This window comes from Pseudonocardia sp. OZ21 (assembly GCF_059359135.1).
On record NZ_JCADBN010000005.1, the window covers coordinates 221,669 to 238,446 of the forward strand.

The 16,778-nt window shown below is 71.0% G+C and carries 15 protein-coding genes and 1 tRNA gene; 5 read left to right on the top strand and 11 right to left on the bottom strand.

The genetic code is table 11. The annotated features are described in order from the left end of the window. Nucleotides 1-175: 175 nt before the first annotated feature. The 5 genes from thrB to argS all read right to left on the bottom strand — a co-directional run bounded on the left by thrB (nt 176) and on the right by argS (nt 6,936). The gene (gene thrB / locus AC5L35_RS14035; protein ID WP_495060054.1) at nt 176-1,078 is read right to left on the bottom strand and encodes a homoserine kinase; all 903 of its coding nucleotides are present in this window, start codon (nt 1,076-1,078) and stop codon (nt 176-178) included. Nucleotides 1,079-1,148: 70 nt separating this feature from the next. Beyond that, complete coding sequence (gene thrC, locus AC5L35_RS14040; protein WP_495060055.1) at nt 1,149-2,225, bottom strand: threonine synthase; 1,077 nt, start codon at nt 2,223-2,225, stop codon at nt 1,149-1,151. Beyond that, nucleotides 2,222-3,547 (bottom strand): homoserine dehydrogenase, encoded by a 1,326-nt coding sequence (locus tag AC5L35_RS14045; protein WP_495060056.1) that lies wholly within the window; start codon nt 3,545-3,547, stop codon nt 2,222-2,224. The genes thrC and AC5L35_RS14045 overlap by 4 nt, the downstream gene beginning before the upstream one ends. Before the next feature lie 66 nt (nt 3,548-3,613). Then, the gene (lysA, locus tag AC5L35_RS14050; RefSeq protein ID WP_495060057.1) at nt 3,614-5,056 is read right to left on the bottom strand and encodes a diaminopimelate decarboxylase; all 1,443 of its coding nucleotides are present in this window, start codon (nt 5,054-5,056) and stop codon (nt 3,614-3,616) included. A 224-nt stretch (nt 5,057-5,280) separates the two neighbouring features. Further along, a complete protein-coding gene (gene argS / locus AC5L35_RS14055; RefSeq protein ID WP_495060058.1) occupies nt 5,281-6,936 on the bottom strand; it encodes an arginine--tRNA ligase in 1,656 nt (551 codons plus the stop codon). Nucleotides 6,937-7,057: 121 nt separating this feature from the next. Here argS and AC5L35_RS14060 point away from each other — a divergent pair, with 121 nt between their 5' ends. The 3 genes from AC5L35_RS14060 to AC5L35_RS14070 all read left to right on the top strand — a co-directional run bounded on the left by AC5L35_RS14060 (nt 7,058) and on the right by AC5L35_RS14070 (nt 8,691). After that, on the top strand, nt 7,058-7,840 hold the full coding sequence (locus AC5L35_RS14060) for a thioredoxin-like domain-containing protein (RefSeq protein ID WP_495060059.1): 783 nt from the start codon (nt 7,058-7,060) through the stop codon (nt 7,838-7,840). Next, nucleotides 7,840-8,580 (top strand): DUF305 domain-containing protein, encoded by a 741-nt coding sequence (locus tag AC5L35_RS14065; protein WP_495060060.1) that lies wholly within the window; start codon nt 7,840-7,842, stop codon nt 8,578-8,580. The genes AC5L35_RS14060 and AC5L35_RS14065 overlap by 1 nt, the downstream gene beginning before the upstream one ends. Nucleotides 8,581-8,616: 36 nt before the next feature. Beyond that, nucleotides 8,617-8,691: transfer RNA gene (locus AC5L35_RS14070), tRNA-Arg, on the top strand. Nucleotides 8,692-8,836: 145 nt separating this feature from the next. Here the strand turns inward: AC5L35_RS14070 and AC5L35_RS14075 are convergent. Beyond that, nucleotides 8,837-9,388 carry a P-loop nucleotide/nucleoside kinase family protein gene (locus AC5L35_RS14075; protein WP_495060061.1) on the bottom strand — a complete coding sequence of 184 codons (552 nt, stop codon included), beginning with the start codon at nt 9,386-9,388 and terminating at the stop codon, nt 8,837-8,839. Between the two features lie 260 nt (nt 9,389-9,648). Between AC5L35_RS14075 and AC5L35_RS14080 the strand changes: the two genes are divergently transcribed. Continuing rightward, nucleotides 9,649-10,623: an aldo/keto reductase gene (locus tag AC5L35_RS14080; protein ID WP_495060383.1), complete on the top strand. Its 975-nt coding sequence runs from the start codon at nt 9,649-9,651 to the stop codon at nt 10,621-10,623. Here the strand turns inward: AC5L35_RS14080 and AC5L35_RS14085 are convergent. From AC5L35_RS14085 to AC5L35_RS14105, 5 genes are all read right to left on the bottom strand, one after another. Continuing rightward, the gene (locus AC5L35_RS14085; protein ID WP_495060062.1) at nt 10,599-11,393 is read right to left on the bottom strand and encodes an IclR family transcriptional regulator; all 795 of its coding nucleotides are present in this window, start codon (nt 11,391-11,393) and stop codon (nt 10,599-10,601) included. The genes AC5L35_RS14080 and AC5L35_RS14085 overlap by 25 nt on opposite strands. Before the next feature lie 22 nt (nt 11,394-11,415). Then, nucleotides 11,416-12,099, bottom strand: a complete 684-nt coding sequence (locus AC5L35_RS14090) for a TetR/AcrR family transcriptional regulator (RefSeq protein WP_495060063.1) — start codon at nt 12,097-12,099, stop codon at nt 11,416-11,418. Nucleotides 12,100-12,155: 56 nt separating this feature from the next. Further along, nucleotides 12,156-12,905, bottom strand: coding sequence for an SDR family NAD(P)-dependent oxidoreductase (locus AC5L35_RS14095; RefSeq protein WP_495060064.1), 750 nt, complete (start codon nt 12,903-12,905; stop codon nt 12,156-12,158). Nucleotides 12,906-12,951: 46 nt separating this feature from the next. Beyond that, the gene (locus AC5L35_RS14100; RefSeq protein WP_495060065.1) at nt 12,952-13,890 is read right to left on the bottom strand and encodes an alpha/beta hydrolase fold domain-containing protein; all 939 of its coding nucleotides are present in this window, start codon (nt 13,888-13,890) and stop codon (nt 12,952-12,954) included. Nucleotides 13,891-14,067: 177 nt separating this feature from the next. Further along, the gene (locus tag AC5L35_RS14105; protein WP_495060066.1) at nt 14,068-14,301 is read right to left on the bottom strand and encodes a hypothetical protein; all 234 of its coding nucleotides are present in this window, start codon (nt 14,299-14,301) and stop codon (nt 14,068-14,070) included. Nucleotides 14,302-14,549: 248 nt separating this feature from the next. Between AC5L35_RS14105 and efeU the strand changes: the two genes are divergently transcribed. Beyond that, nucleotides 14,550-16,730 carry an iron uptake transporter permease EfeU gene (gene efeU, locus AC5L35_RS14110; protein WP_495060067.1) on the top strand — a complete coding sequence of 727 codons (2,181 nt, stop codon included), beginning with the start codon at nt 14,550-14,552 and terminating at the stop codon, nt 16,728-16,730. The last annotated feature ends 48 nt before the right edge of the window (nt 16,731-16,778 follow it).

The following is a 16,778-nucleotide window of genomic DNA, read 5'->3' on the forward strand; positions in this document are numbered from 1 at the left end:
CTGAAGGCCGCCCGAGTCGAAATCAGAACTGATCCAATGGATGCGCAGATTCCGGCTCGAGTGGCCACGCGGATGACGCGTGGATCGCCGTTGCGGTGACGAGAGTAGACGTTCACCCCACGGTGCGGCAACAACCCCCCTGTTCGACGCGCCGGACGGCGGTCGACGGAAGGGGTTATCCGACCTCCACCCTGGCTCCGCCCAGATCGACGGGCAACGCGACGGCCGTGAACCCGTTCAGGTCCAGATCGCCGGGCACCGTTCCGTCCGTGGTCAGAGCCAGTACCGAGGGGCCGGCACCGGAGATGGCGGCCGGGACACCCCGGGCGCGGAGCGCGTCCACCAAATCGGCCGACTCCGGGTATGCCGGTCGCCGGTAGCCCTGGTGCAGGCGGTCCTCGGTGGCGGGTAACAGCAGGTCGGGCCGCTGCGTGAAGGCCAGCACCGCGAGTGCGGAACGGCTGCCGGTGAAGGCCGCGTCCTGGAGAGGCACCCGGTCGGGCAGCAGGCCCCGAGTGGCGCTGGTGGAAGATTCCGTTCCCGCGACGAGCACAACCGGGCGAATCCCCGGGTGCAACTCGAGCCGTACAGCGTGGAACCGCTCCGAGGTATTCCCCACGGTTTCCCAGGCCACCACGAAGCCACCGAGCAGGCTGGCCGCCGCGTTGTCGGCGTGGCCCTCCATGCCTGCGGTGACCTGCAGCACGGTGTCGCGTTCCAGCTCCAGATCTCGCCCGGAGAGCACCACGGCGGCCACGGCACCCGCCACTGCCGCGGCGGCGGAGCTGCCGAGGCCCCGCGAATGCGGGATCGCGTTGCGGCAGCGCATCCGGATGCCGGGTGGCGCGTCACCGACGATGGCCCACGCGGCGCGCATGGCCTTCACCACGAGGTGGGCTTCGTCGCAGGGCACCTGCCCGGCGCCCTCCCCCTCGACCTCGACCTCGACGCCGTGAGCCGCGACGGTCACCTCGACGTCGTCGTAGAGCCCGAGAGCGAGGCCGAGCGAGTCGAATCCGGGCCCGAGGTTCGCCGAGGATCCCGGCACCCGGATCCGGACCTCGCCGGGACGCCCCATCAGCCCGTCCCGTGCGCGGACGCCGGCTCGGACATCGGCGATGTCACGTCATCCATGTCGGCGGCGGCCGTCATCGCAGCTCCAGCGCGTCGGCGACGGCACCAGGATCGATCGGCACGACCCGGGGGTCGGGTGCCGCGAGCAGCGCGGTGTCGGGGTCCTTCAGCCCGTGCCCGGTGACGGTGCAGACCACGAGCGAGCCGCGCGGGAGCGTGCCGTCGGCCGCCGACTGGAGCAGCCCGGCCACGCTCGCCGCGGAGGCCGGTTCCACGAACACGGCTTCCTGCGCGGACAGCAGGCGGTACGCCGCGAGGATCTCGTCGTCGGTGACCGCGGCGAACTGCCCGCCGGACTCGTCGCGGGCGGTGACCGCGGCCGCCCACGAGGCCGGCGCCCCGATCCGGATCGCCGTGGCGATCGTCTCGGGATGCCGCACGGGCGCGCCGTGCACGAGCGGAGCGGCGCCCGCCGCCTGGTAGCCGAACATCCGCGGGGTCTCGGTGATCAGGTCGTCGGTGCGGTAGGCGCGGTAACCCGCCCAGTAGGCCGTGATGTTGCCCGCGTTGCCGACCGGCAGGCAGTGCACGTCGGGCGCGCGCCCCAACTCGTCGCAGATCTCGTAGGCGGCGCTCGCCTGCCCGGCGATCCGGGTGGGGTTGACGGAGTTGACCAGCGCGGCCACCGGGTAGTCGGCCGCGGTCTTTCGGGCCAGCTCGAGGCAGTCGTCGAAGTTGCCGTCGATCTGCAGGATGCGCGCACCGTGCGCCACGGCCTGAGCGAGCTTGCCGAGCGCGATCTTGCCCTGCGGCACCAGAACGGCGCAGCTCAGACCGGCACGGGCCGCGTAGGCGGCGGCCGACGCCGACGTGTTGCCGGTGGAGGCGCAGAGCACCCCCTTCTTGCCCTGCGCGAGCGCGTCGGTGACCGCCATCGTCATCCCGCGGTCCTTGAACGAACCCGTCGGGTTGGCGCCGTCGACCTTGAGGAACACCTCGCAGCCCGTGCGCCGCGAGAGGTGCGGCGCGGGCAGCAGCGGCGTGCCGCCCTCCCCGAGCGTGACGATCGTCCAGCCCGGCTCCACGGGCATCCGATCCCGGTAGGCCTCGATCACCCCGGGCCATCGGGTCGCTTTCGTGGCAGAGCTCACCCGGCAACACCCTTCCGGCCCAGGTCCTCGACCCGGAGCACGCTGTCGACGCCGCGTACGACGTCCAGTCCTGCGAGCACTTCCACCGTGGCGGCGAGGGCCGCCTCCGGTGCGGCGTGCGTGACGACTACCAGCCGCGCCGCCTCTCCCCCGTTGCCGCCGCCGGTCTGCCGGACCGCCGCGATGCTCACCCCGCGGTGGGAGAACTCCCCCGCGATCGCCGCGAGCACGCCGGCGCGGTCGTCGACGTCGAGGCTGACGTGGTAGCGCGTCCGCACGGTGCCCATCGGCCGAACGGCCAGGCTGGCATAGGCCGACTCGCGCGGGCCGCGCCCGCCGCCCACCCGGTTGCGCGCCACCGCCACCAGGTCGCCGAGCACTGCGCTCGCCGTGGGCGCACCCCCCGCGCCCTGGCCGTAGAACATCATCTGGCCTGCCGCCTCGGCCTCGACGAACACCGCGTTGAACGCGCCGTCGACCGACGCGAGCGGGTGGACCGCCGGGATCATCGCCGGGTAGACGCGGGCCGACACCGACTCCGGGGTGTCGCCGTCCGGTGGGACCCGCTCGCAGATCGCCACCAGCTTGATCACGCAGCCCATCCCCGCCGCTGCGGCGATGTCGGACGAGGTGACCGAGCGGATCCCCTCGCAGTGCACGTCGGAGGCGGTGACCCGGGTGTGGAACGCGAGCGAGGCGAGGATCGCGGCCTTGGACGCGGCGTCGTAGCCGTCGACGTCCGCGCTCGGGTCGGCCTCCGCGTAGCCGAGCCGGGTGGCCTCCTCCAGCGCCTCGGCGAAGCTCGCCCCGGACGCCGTCATCGCGGAGAGGATGAAGTTGGTGGTGCCGTTGACGATGCCGGCGACCCGGGTGATCCGGTCGCCTGCCAGCGACTCACGCAGCGAGCGCAGCAACGGGATCGCCCCGGCCACGGCCGCCTCGTAGTAGAGGTCGACGCCGGACGCGTCGGCCGCCTCGGCCAGCGCGGGACCGTCCTCGGCGAGCAGGGCCTTGTTGGCCGTGACCACCGACTTGCCGGCCTTCAGCGCCTCCAGCAGCAGCGTGCGCGCCGGTTCGATCCCGCCGATCACCTCGACGACCACGTCGACGTCGTCGCGCGTGACCAGGCCGGCCGCGTCGCCGGTGAGGAGATCCCCCAGGTCGGCGTGTTTGTGGGGACGGCGCACGGCCACCCCGGCCAGCTCGACGGGCGCACCGGCACGCGCCGCGAGCTCGTCGGCGTGGTCGCGCAGCAGCCGCACCACCTCACGGCCGACGGTGCCGCACCCCAGCATCGCGACGCGGATCGGTGTCACAGCCATACTCCCGTCATCACGGCCCCGATCATCGCTGCTGGCAGGACGTGGACGAAGCCCGGGTGGGCGGCCTCACGCGGTCACCTCGAGCCGGAACTGGTCCTCGAGGGTCTCCCGGCGCAGCAGGACGCGGGCGACACCGTCGCGGACCGCGACCACCGCGGGGCGCGGGAGCCGGTTGTAGGAGCTCGCCATCGAGTAGCAGTACGCCCCCGTGGCGGCCACCGCGAGCAGGTCGCCGGGCGCGATGTCGGCGGGGAGCCAGCAGTCGCGCACGACGATGTCGCCGCTCTCGCAGTGCTTGCCGACCACCCGTGACAGCACGGCCTGGCCGCTGCCGTCCCGCTCCGAGGAGCGGGACACGAGCCGGCAGTCGTAGACCGCGTCGTAGAGGGCGGTGCGGATGTTGTCGCTCATGCCGCCGTCGACGCTCACGTAGCGGCGCTGCGCGTGGCCGCCGAGCGGCACGTCCTTGAGCGTGCCCACCTCGTAGAGCGTGACGGTGCCGGGGCCTGCGATGCTCCGCCCGGGCTCGACGGCGATCTCGGGGACGTCCAGCTCGGCCTCGTGGCACTCGTACTTGACGATCCCGCGCAGCTCCTCGGCCAGCTCGGCCACGTCGAGCGGCCGCTCGGCGGCCCGGTAGGCGATGCCGAAACCGCCGCCGAGGTCGAGCGTGGTGACCGAGTCCAGAGCCTCGTCACCGTGCTCCTTGTGCAGCTGCGCGAGGAACCGCACCACCCGGTGGGCGGCCACCCGGAAGCCTTCGGTGTCGAAGATCTGGCTCCCGATGTGGCTGTGCAGCCCGACGAGCCGCAGCCCGCGGGACCCGGACACGCGCCGGGCCGCCTCCGCCGCGGCGCTCGCCTCGCCCCCCGCGATGGAGAACCCGAACTTCTGGTCCTCGTGGGCCGTGGCGATGAACTCGTGGGTGTGTGCCTCGACGCCCACCGTCACCCGGATCATCACCGGCACGACGACGTCACGCTCGCGCGCGATGGCGTCCAGGCGCGCGATCTCGTGGAACGAGTCGATCACCACCCGGCCGACCCCGGACTCGACGGCGGCGACGAGCTCGGCGACGGACTTGTTGTTGCCGTGCATCGCGATCCGCTCGGGCGGGAAGTCGGCGCGCAGCGCCACGGCGAGCTCTCCTCCGCTGGCCACGTCGAGGCTGAGCCCCTCCTCGGCGACCCAGCGGGCGACCTCGGTGCACAGGAACGCCTTGGCCGCGTAGTGCACTGAACCCGCACCGAAGCTGGCGGCGAACTCCGCGGCGCGGGACCGGAAGTCCGCCTCGTCCACGACGAAGAGCGGCGTGCCGTACGTCTCGGCCAGCTCACGCACGTCGACCCCGGCGATCTCGACCGCACCGTCCGCGCTGCGGGTGGCGCCGCGCGGCCACACCGACGGGGCCAGCTCGTCGAGCCCGGAGGCGTCGACGGGCCGGGGCCCCGCGGTCTCCGGGGGTACCTGGATGCCGGCGTGCAGCGGGCCGGCCGGGTGCGCTCTCATGATCTCGCCTCCGCGGGAAGAAGCACGTCGGCGGTCATGATCTCGCCTCCGCGGGAAGAAGCACGTCGGCGGTCATGATCTCGCCTCCGCGGGAAGAAGCACGTCGGCGGTCATGATCTCGCCTCCGCGGGAAGAAGCACGTCGGCGGTCATGATCTCGCCTCCGCGGGAAGAAGCACGTCGGCGGTCATGATCTCGCCTCCGCGGGAAGAAGCACGTCGGCGGTCACATCCGCTCCGGCGCCGAAACGCCCAGCATGCCGAGGCCGTTGGCGAGCACCTGGCGCGCGGCGACGGACAGTGCGAGCCGGGTGCGGTGCAGGTCGGAGATCTCCTCGTCGCCCAGCGGCAGCACGCGGCAGGCGTCGTAGAACTTGTGGTACGCGCTCGCCAGATGCTCCAGGTAGCGGGCCACCCGGTGGGGCTCACGCAGCTCGGCGGCCGACGCGACCACAGCGGGGAACTCGCCGATCGTCCGGATCAGGTCACCCTCGCGCGGGTGGTCGAGCAGCCCGAAGTCGGGCTCGTCGGGCACGGTGACGCCGAGGTCGGCGGCGTTGCGGGCCAGCGACGCGAGCCGCGCGTGGGCGTACTGCACGTAGAAGACGGGGTTGTCGTTGCTGCGCCGCGCGATCAGGTCGAGGTCGACGTCGAGGGTGGAGTCGACCGACGACCGGATCAGCGTGTAGCGCGCTGCGTCGACACCCACGGCGTCCACGAGGTCGTCCAAGCTCACGGCGGTGCCTGCCCGCTTGCTCATCTTCACCGGCTGGCCGTTGCGGTACAGGTTGACCATCTGACCGATCAGGACCTCGACCGTGTCGGGGTCGTCGTCGAACGCCGCGGCGGCGGCCCGCAGCCGGGCGATGTAGCCGTGGTGGTCGGCGCCGAGCATGTAGATGCACAGGTCGAAGCCACGCTTGCGCTTGTCCAGGTAGTAGGCGAGGTCGCCGGCGATGTACGCCGGGTTGCCGTCGCTCTTGATGACGGGGCGGTCCTTGTCGTCGCCCTCGTCGGTGGAGCGCAGCCACCACGCGCCGTCGGCGAAGTAGAGGTTGCCGGAGTCCTTGAGCCGCTGCACCGCCGACTCGACCGCGCCCGAGTCGTGCAGGGACTTCTCGTGGAACCACACGTCGAAGTCGGTGCCGAAGGCGTGCAGCGAGCGCTTGATCTCGTCGAACATCAGGTTGACGCCGATCCGGCGGAACACCTCGCGCTGCTCCGGGCCGGCCAGGTCGAGCGCCCCCGGCTCGGCCGCCGTCACCTGCGTGGCGATCTCTCCGATGTAGGCGCCCGCGTACCCCTTCTCGGGCGTGGGCTCGCCCTTCGCCGCGGCGATCAGCGAGTCGACGAACCGGTCGATCTGGCCACCGGCGTCGTTGAAGTAGTACTCGCGGGTGACCTTGGCGCCGCGGGCGGCGAGCACCCGGCCGAGCGCGTCGCCGACGGCGGCCCAGCGGGTGTGGCCGAGATGCAGCGGCCCCGTGGGGTTGGCGGAGACGAACTCCAGGTTGATCGACTTCCCGCCCACGTCGTCGCCGGTGCCGTAGGCGTCGCCCGCACGGAGCACCTCGCCGACGATCGCGCCCTGCGCGTCGGCGGCGAGCCGCAGGTTGATGAACCCGGGGCCGGCGATCTCCGCGCTCGCGATGCCGTCGCGGGTGGCGAGGGCGTCGGCCAGCCAGCCGGCCAGGTCCCGCGGCGGGACACCGACCTTCTTCGCCGTACGCAGAGCCACGTTGGTGGAGTAGTCGCCGTGCTCGGGGTTGCGCGGGCGCTCGACGCCCACGTCGTCGGGCAGCGCGGCGAGGTCCAGGCCACGGTCCTCGAGCACGTCGGACGCGGTGGCACGGACCAGGTCGGCGAGCACGGCGGGATTCACCCGGCCCAGTCTAGGAGGTACTGCTCACTGCCTTTTCACGCCTCACTCCTACACTCGCCTGCGGCAAGGGCCGTCCGGGTGACGGCCGCGCTGTCTCTCAGCCCCGAGGTCTGGACGGTTCATGGTCAGCGGCAACAAGAGCAAGGCGGCTCGCAGCGGATCTCGCAAGGCCGTCGTCAGCCAGAAGTCCACACCGTGGGGTCTGATCGCGGCCGTGGTGGCGATCGTGCTGTTCGCGGGCGCGGTGTTCGGCTACGCGTTCCTGCGCAACCAGGAGAACGCGGCGAAGGTGGAGGCCCTCGCGCCGTTCACGCCGACGGCGCAGAACCAGGATCCGTCGACGCAGATCGCGGGCGTCGTGAGGCAGGGGTACGCCGGTGGTCAGCACGTCGCCCCGGACGTGCGCATCGCCTACACCCACAGCCCGCCCTTCGGCGGCGCGCACGACGGCAGCTGGGCGGCGTGCAACGGCGTCGTCTACCCGCAGGCGGTGCGCAGCGAGAACCTCGTCCACTCGCTCGAGCACGGGGCGGTGTGGATCGCCTACAACCCCGACCAGGTCACCGGGGATGCACTCCAGGCGCTGCAGAGCAAGGTCGAGAACCAGCCCTACACGGTGATGTCGCCCTACCCCGGTCTCGACCAGCCGATCTCGCTGCAGTCGTGGGGCCACCAGCTCAAGCTGGCCGACGCCGCCGACCCGCGGGTCGACCAGTTCATCGCCGCGTTGCGCCTGAACCAGTACACGTACCCGGAGCCGGGCGCGAGCTGCAACGAGATCGGCCCTGGCGGTTTCTCCCAGGACAACCCGCCGCCGTTCGTCCCGGCCCCCGCACCCGGCTCGCCGGGCTCGCAGCCGGAGACGACGCCGGGGTCAGCGGTCACACCCGACACGGGTTCATGATGGAAAGGGTGAGCACGCCGAGCGCCCCTTCAGCCGACGCCGGCGGCCGCCCTCCCACGCCCCCCGACGCGGCGCCCGGCGAGGCGCGCTGGGTACGGCCGCTGCTCGCCGTCGCCGCTGCGGTGGCCCTGCTCCTGCTCGGCGCCGCGGGCGGGCTCCTCGTCGGGCTGCCCGGCTCCTCCCGCACCCCCGCCACCCCCGCTGCCGACTCCGTCGACGTCGGGTTCTCCCAGGACATGACCGTGCACCACCAGCAGGCCGTGGAGATGGCCTCCTGGGAGCGCGACCACACCACCGACCCCGTGCTCGCCCAGCTCGCCTCCGACATCGAGGCCACCCAGAACTCCCAGGTCGGCCGCATGCAAGGCTGGCTCGAGATGTGGGGAGCCGGAGCACTCCCGGTAGGCGGGCACATGGCCTGGATGTCCGCCCCCGACGGCCACGGCCACATGAGTGCCCCCATGGACGGCGGCGGAGTCGCCACCATGCCCGGGATGGCCAGCACCGCCGACCTCGCCGCCCTGCGCGCCGCCACGGGCCCCCAGCTCGACGTGCTCTTCCTGCAGCTGATGCTCCGCCACCACGAGGGAGGCGCCTCGATGCTGCAGTACGGCGCCCAGCACGCCGAGACGCCGCAGGTCCGCAACCTCGCCGCCCAGATGCTGAGCTCCCAGACCACCGAGGCCGGCTACATGCGCCAACTGCTCGCCGAACGCGGTGGGCAGCCCCTGCCGAGCTAGCTCTGGGCGTGCGCTAGGGTTTGCAGCGTTGCAAGGGCCCCCGTAGCTCAGGGGATAGAGCACCGCCCTCCGGAGGCGGTGGCGCAGGTTCGAATCCTGCCGGGGGCACCATCCGGATCACCAGCGGAAACGGCCCCTCACCTGCGCCAACAGGGTGAGGGGCCGATCTTGTTGTGTCCGGTCGTGCCCGGCCCGGTTACCCGGCCCAACCACCAGAGCAGCACCCATGCTCAGAGCGCATCAGCAGAAGCCGCGGTCAGCTGTCCAGGCGCGGGAGCGAAGGCCAACGATCAGAAGCCCAAGCGGGCCAGCTCTCGAACGGCATCGGAGGCGGAGGAAGTGGGCCGCCTTGGACCTCGTTGATCGTGGGTGGCGTGAACTGGTCGCGGAACCGTTCGTGGTCGTCGAGGGTCATCTCGAAGGTCTCCAGGGGAGCCTCGCGCCACCGCGCTGTCGCCCGCTTCCTCCGCTCATCCTCGGGAAGAGTCACGTAGTGCAGTTGGAAGTCGGCGCCGGCGAGATCGGCGATCGCACGGAGGGCGTATCGCTCCTCGGGGGACCAGAAGCCGAAGTCGAGGATTACGGAGACGCCCGCTCGCAACACCTGGTGTCCAACCCAGACGAGCCGGCCTTCGAGGACGTCGCGCTTTCCATCGGAGTCAACCCATCGCAGCCCGAACAGGGGCACCATCCACTCGTCTGGTGTCAGCCTCAAGGCGCCGCTGGCCCGCTCCAGCTCGCGAGCAAAGGTGGTCTTGCCCGCCCCAGGCAAGCCGACCGTGAGATGCATTGTCGGCCGTGAACCCACGGGCATCACCGTGCGCTCGGGCTCTCGTAGCGGATGAACTGTCGACGCACGTGACCAGCCTAGAACCGGGCTCCGCCCGACCCCGGCACCGCTCGGAGATCCGGGGGACCACGGCGGGTGGTGCTCTCCACACGACGCGCGTGCCGTTCTTCGGCACGATGCGTTGAGCGGGGCACAGCGCCCCTGATTGCGTCGTATGCATGACGGATTTGGACGACCAGACGTACGCCCGCGTCACCCTGGGGCACTCGGACATCGTCATGCGGCCGATCGGGCTCGGCTGCATGACGATGTCCCAGTCGTACGGGGCCGCTGACCGCGACGAGAGCATCGCGACGGTGCGCGAGGCGATCGACCTCGGCGTGGGCATGCTCGACACCGCCGATGTCTACGGTGCGGCCGACGCCGCGTTCGGCGCGCCGAGCAAGGGTTTCGGGCACAACGAGGAGCTGATCGGGGAGGCCGTCGCGGGCCGTCGCGACGAGGTGGTTGTGGCGACCAAGTTCGCCGTACAGATCAGCGCCGATGGCGACGTGCGGCTGGTCGGCGATCCGGCCTACGTCGCCCGGGCGTGCGAGGCCAGTCTCAGGCGGCTGCGCACCGACCACATCGACCTGTACTACTGCCACCGACAGGACCCGTCGGTTCCGATCGAAGAGACGGTCGGCGCGATGGGCGAGCTGGTCACGCAGGGCAAGGTGCGCGCGATCGGGCACTGCGAGCTGCCCGCCGACCAGCTGCGCCGCGCGCACGCCACCTTCCCCCTCTCGGCGCTGCAGAGCGAGTACTCGCTGTGGGAACGCTCGGTCGAAGCAGGCGGGGTGGTGGCGACCTGCCGGGAGCTCGGGATCACGCTGGTGCCCTTCAGCCCGCTCGGCCGCGCGATGCTGACGGGCCGGATCGAGCGGAATCAGGTCTTCGACACCACCGACTTCCGCTCGACCCTCCCCCGGTTCCAGGGTGAGAACCTGGATCGGAACATCGACCTCGTGGAGGTCCTGCAGAAGTTCAGCGCGGAGAAGGGCGTCACCCCCGGTCAGGTCGCGTTGGCCTGGCTGCTCGCCCAGCCGCTCGACGTCGTCCCGATCCCGGGCACGAAGCGTGCGTCGTACCTGCGCGAGAACACGGCCGCAACCCGGGTCGCGTTGAGCGTGGACGAGGTCGCCCAGCTGGGCGCGCTCTTCGACCAGGCACAGGTACCGGGCGGCCGCTACCCCGAGACCGGACGCGGCTGAGCCAGCGCCCGCCGCAACGCCGGAGCAGCGGCTGCTCCGGCGTTGCGCACGTGCTCGGCGTAGCGGGCCGCGGCCGGATCGGCGCTCGCGTACGTGATCGACAACGCCGCGACACCGGCACCGTTCGGGCCACGGAGGGGCACGGCGACGGCACTGACGCCGACTCTGGCCTCGTCGGTGTCGAACGCGATCCCGGCCGAGCGGACCCCGGCGAGCTCGGTCAGCAGCGTCGCGGGGTCGGTGACGGTGCGCGAGGTGAACGCGCGCAGCGGCGTTGCACGCAGGGTGCTCTCGGCGTCGCGGTCGTGGGCGAGCAGCGCCTTGCCGATGGCGACACCGTGTGCGGCGAACCGGTCCCCCGGGCACGGACGGGTCGGCGCTTGGCGGTGCCCGAAGACCTTCGTCAGGTACACGACCTCGGGCCCGTCCAGCACGGCGACGTGCACGGTCTGCCCGGTGAGCGCGAAGAGGTCCGCGACGTACGGGACGAGCGCGTCGCGGACGGGTTCCGGCCGAGGTAGCACCGCGTCGCGACCCAGCCGGCGCAGAACGTTCCCGACGCGGTAGCTGGTGCCGACGCGATCGACCATCCCGGTGCGCTCCAGCGCGCCCAGCACCCGGAAGGTCGTGGACTTGCTCAGTCTCGCGCGGCGGGCCAGCTCACTGACCCCGACCCCAGCCGGCTCCCCGGCGAGCGCAGCGAGCAGGTCGGCAGCCTTGTCGATGACGGCCCGCTCATCACGCTCGACGGGGCGGCGGCTCGTACTCACGTTCGACCGGTCGGCAGGCGGCTCATGACCCCTCGGCGGCCCGATGCGGCGCGCCCAACCGGGCCATCGCGTCGTAGAGTTGCTGCCTGGTGAGCGGCGGCTCGTCCAACTCGACCTCGCCGCGGTAGCGGAAGGACTCGAGCGTCAACATCAGCTGGCGGCGCCACGCACGCGGGGCGATGCCGGTGGTGGCTTCGATGATCCGGCTGTTCGCCCACGTCACTGCGATGAGATCGCCGATGGTGAGATCCCTCCGGGCGACTCGGGCGTCCTGCGCCCGCCCCAAGATCTTCTCCATCGCCTCACAGACCTGGTCATGCATTGCCTCGGTGCGCTCGCTGGACGGGAACCGCATCGAGACGAAGTCGTTGAACCCGCGGTCACCTGCCTGCATCCCGCAGAGCGTCTCGACGTAGGAGCTCAAGCCGACCCAGGGATCGTCGGCTCTCAACGCGGCCTCGGCGGCAGCCATGAACGTTCTGAACTTCTCGTCGAAGGCTGCCAGGAGCAGATCGATGCGTTTCGGGAAGTGGCGGTACAGGGTCCCGATCGCCACCCCGGCACTCTTGGCGACGTGCTCCAACGAGGCGTCGACGCCCTGCGCCGCGAACGACTCGCGCGCGGCCTGCAGGATTCGCTCACGGTTGCGCGCTGCGTCGCGGCGCAGGGGCGGCGCATCGGCCGCGCCCTGTCGTGTTCCTCCCACACCTCCAGCCTACAAGGTGAGGGACCCCTCATCACCGCGTGGACGCCCGGCCGACCTCAGACGACCATGCGGCCACCGCTCACGTCGAGCACCGTGCCGGTGACGAACCGCGCCTCGTCGCCGGCGAGGAACGCGATGGCCGCGGCGATGTCTTCGGGGTCGGCGACGAAGCCCAGCGGGGCCTGCTCCGCCAGCTGCTGCAGCATCTCCCCCAGGCCCGCCTCGGCTCCGGGCGTGCGGGTGGGGCCGGGGCTCACCGAGTTCACCCGCACTCCAGCGGGGCCGAACTCGGCCGCCCAGCTCCTCGTCAGGAGGTCGAGGGCCGCCTTGCTCGCCCCGTAGACCGCCAGGCCCGGGAGCGCGCGCTCGGCCGCCAACGTCGACACGTTGACGATCGCGCCATGGCCACGTGCGGCCATTCCCGGTGCAATATTGGCCACCAGGTAGAACGGCGCTTTCAGGTTCGTGGCCAGTACCGCGTCGAAAGTCGACTCCTCCGTCCCGGCCGTCGGTCCGCCGGCCCCGATGCCGGCGTTGTTCACCAGGATGTCAAGTGACCCGCCGGCTTCCTCGGCGATTGCAGTGGCTTCAGCCGCCAGCTCGGCCGCCGACCGGGCGTCGCGCAGATCAGCGCGGACGAAATGGGCGTTCCCGCCCGCAGCGCGGATCTGCTCCACGACTTCCAGACCCCGCTCGGCGTCACGGCCGGAGACGACGACACGTGCGCCGTCATTGGCGAGCTTGAGTGCGGTGGCACGCCCGATCCCACTCGTCGACCCCGTGATGAGGGCAGTCTTCTCTACCACTTGTTCTCCTTCTTCGACTGTGTCCGGAAATCGATACGTGGCTGCGTCACAGGCGTTGAAGAAAGGTGACGCGGTCGGCGAACGCGTCGCGCGCCACCAGCGCTCCCGGCGCGAACTGATCGAAGCCGTGGAAGACGCCCGGCCGAACCGAGAGTTGCACCGGCACCCCGTGCTCCATGAGCCGCGTCGCGTAGGTAACGGCCTCCGCACAGAACAGGTCAAGCTGCCCGACCTCGAGGTAGGCACTCGGCAGGTCGTCGAGGGAACGCGCACGGGCAACCGATGCCGAAGCGGACAGGTCGTCGGAGCCGTACTCTTCACCGAGGTAGGCCTGCCAGCCGGTGACGTTGTCGGCAACCGACCATGTCAGGAACGGCTCGACGCGGGGGTCGGCGTGGGCCGTCCGGTCATCGAGCATCGGGTAGATGAGGATCTGCGCGGCCAGCGGGCCGATCTCCCGATCACGGCATGTCAGAGCTGTCGCAGCGGCGAGGCCGCCGCCCGCGGAGTCGCCCATGATCGCGACGCGCGCTCCGGGCGCCCGTTCTCGCGCGTGTGCGATCGTCCATTCGACCGCCGCCACACAGTCCTCGACAGCCGCCGGGAACCGCGACTCAGGGGCCAGCCGGTAGTCGACAGCGACAACAGCGACCCCGGCCTCCGCCGTGTAGCGGCGACAGACGTGATCGTAGAGATCGATGTTTCCGGCGATCAGACCGCCACCATGGACATAGACGACGAGGACGCTTGGCACGACCGTCGGCTTGTACAGGCGGAGCGGGACAGCATAGCCGTCCGCGGACGACACCGCGAAGTCGACCATTTCGACGCCGTCATGGTGCTCCGCGGAGATGGACAACCCTTCGAAAAGGGCGTCGATGGTCGTCCGCCGGGATTTCCAGTCACCCACGGGGGGTGGCGTGGGTGGCACAGCTGACGCAATCACGCTGACCACGCGGGCCAGTTCGTCGTCGATATCGAGCACTCTGATCCTCCGATGCGGCGTCTCTCGTTGCCTCGGCACGACTCTGGTTTCACGGGCATACCGCCCTCGCCGGAAACGAAGTCGAGTCATGCCTCATGTTCGGGACAGTAGCACAACATGAGGCCCGCCTCATGATCGCTGCGGCCGATCCTGTCCATCCGACGCGTCCGAGCCGCGTCAGGAGGCGATCTTGAGCAGCAGCTCGCTCAGCTCGACCGGCATCGTGATCATGCAGTCGTGGCCGGTCGGCAGCTCCCACACCTCGGTCGGGGCGCCATTGGGCTGCCGGGCCGAGACCGGGCGGCGGACTACCGAGTCGGGCGCGACCGTGTTGTGGCTGTGGGTTCGGGGGATCGGCCGGGCGGCCGGGCGGTCCAGGTGGACCGGCTGCCGCAGGCAGAGCACCGACATGCGCCGTGTACCAGCAGATAAGTCGACATCGTGAGAACGCATGCTCATTGTCACGCTGCGCGGTCTCGAACGCGACGGCATCCTGACCCGCACGGTGCGCAGCGTCATGCCGCCGGTGGCGCCCCGTCCTCACCCGCGAACCGGACGCCCCGGCCGGCCCTCGTCAGCCAGTCCGGCCAACCGGCGCGTCAGCCTCGAATACACAGCGATCCGCCGTTCTCGGACCAACTCCACAGAACCGACCGAATGTGGCTATATTCCTGACGGAGCCTTTTCCGCGCGTACCGCATCGCTCGCTGAGTGCGACGTCACCGAAACTGTGCCCACTGCGCAAGTTAGGAATGGCTAACCTGTACGTCGTGATGTGGGCCGATGCAATTCCGAATCTGCTGATCGGGCTCCGAGAAGGCCTGGAAGCGGGTTTGGTCATCAGCATTCTGCTGGCCGCGCTCCGTCAGACGAACGACGCCGCCGGCGCGTCCGGGCACCGGATCTCCTCGTCGGCGATATGGCTCGGGGTGCTCGGTGCCGTCATGGTCGCCGCCGGCTTCGCCACGGTGTTGACCTACGCGACGAACGTGCTCTCGTCCTCGCTCCAGGAGGCCGTCGGTGGCCTGCTGAGCGTGCTGGCGGTCAGCCTGGTGACAGGGATGGTGCTGTGGATGCGGCGCACCGCCCGCACGCTGACGGCCCAGCTGAGAGGGGAGGTCGCCCGCGCGGTGGAGGTCGGCGCGGGCGCACTGACGGTCACCGCGTTCCTCGCGGTGGGACGCGAAGGGCTGGAGACCACCCTTTTCATCTGGACGGCGGTGAAGGCGTCGGGGTCGACCGTGGCCCCCGTGATCGGTGCCGCGATCGGCTTGGCCGCAGCGGTGGTGTTGTGCTGGCTGCTGTACGAGCGCGCAATTCGGCTCGACCTCGGAAAGTTCTTCAACCGGACGGCGATCGTGCTGATCGTGATCGCCGCCGGGGTGTTGTCCTACGGGTTGGGCGATCTGCAGGACGCTGGCTGGCTGCCGGGACAGCAGTGGATCGCTTTCGACCTGACCGGGCACGTGGATCCGAACGCGTGGTGGGTCTCGATCATCAGTGGAGTCACCGATCTGGCGCCGAGGATGACGGTCCTACAGGTGGTGGCATGGATCGGTTACCTGGCGATCGTGATACCCGTGTTCCTGCGCACGGATCTGCACCCCGCTGCCCCCACCGCCCCGGCGGGAGCCGACACGCGAGGTCCGAGCCGGTGGGAGCGGGTGGCGGCGCGGCGGCCGTGGCCGGTGGCCGGGGTGCTGGTGGCGGTGCCCGTGGTGGTCGCGGTGCTGGTGATCGTCGCGCTGCCGACGAGCAGCGCATCCGCGTCGACGACGGCGCTGACCGTCACGAAGGAGGACTGCGGACGGGGATGGACGTCCGGGCACACGGGTACCCAGACGTTCGAGGTGGACAACAAGTCCGGCGAGGCAGGCGAGATCAACCTCGACGACGCCTCGGGCGGCGTGGTCGCCGAGATCGAGACCATCGGACCGGCCACGAGCGCCGACATGTCGGCCACGCTCGGGCCGGGGCAGTACAGCTTCGTCTGCCTGATGTCCGGGGGCACGATCCACGGCAGCCCGGTCGAGGTGGCCGGGCAGCAGGCCTCGACCACGACGCCCGTCAAGCCCGTCACCCTCGACGACCTGACCGGACCGAACACGCAGTACGAGGCCTACGCCGCGGCGGAACTGGTCACCCTGGCCCGCGACGTCGGAACGCTGCGCGCCGACCTCGCCGCCGGCAACGTGCCGACCTCCGAGGCGGCCTGGCTGGCGGCGCAGCTGGACTGGGAACGCGTCGGCGCCTCCTACGACAGCTTCGGCGACGAGGGGACCGCCGTGGACGGGCTCCCGGACGGCCTGCCGGGAGGGGCGAACGACCCCGCCTTCACCGGGCTGCACAGGATCGAGTTCGGCCTCTACCACGGCCAGAGCCCCGCATCGCTGCTGCCCGTGGCGGACCGGCTGGCCTCGGACGTGAGCACCGTGCAGCAGAAACTCACCACCGACGACGAGGCCGGCGATCCGACGAACCTGACGCTGCGAGTCCACGAGATCCTCGAGGACGCCCTGCGTGACCACCTCTCGGGGATCGACGACGAGGGGTCCGGCATGGCCTATCCGGAAACCGACGCGGACCTGCACGTGACCCGCACCGTCCTGGGCGAGGTCTCCGGGCTGATCGACGCGCGCCTCCCGTCGCTGGTCCCGACGATCACCACGCAGCTCGACACCCTGCAGACCGCCTTGCTGTCAACCCGAGCGGACGGCCGATGGCAACCGGTCAGCGCGGTACCGCCTGCGGCTCGCCGGCGCGTGGACGCCGCGATCGGCGCGGTACTGGAGTCGCTGTCGATCGAACCGGACCTGCTCGAGGTTCCACCGAGCCATTGACACACCCGTGGCCCGACCAGGGCGACCGACGAGAACAGATGGGAGGGG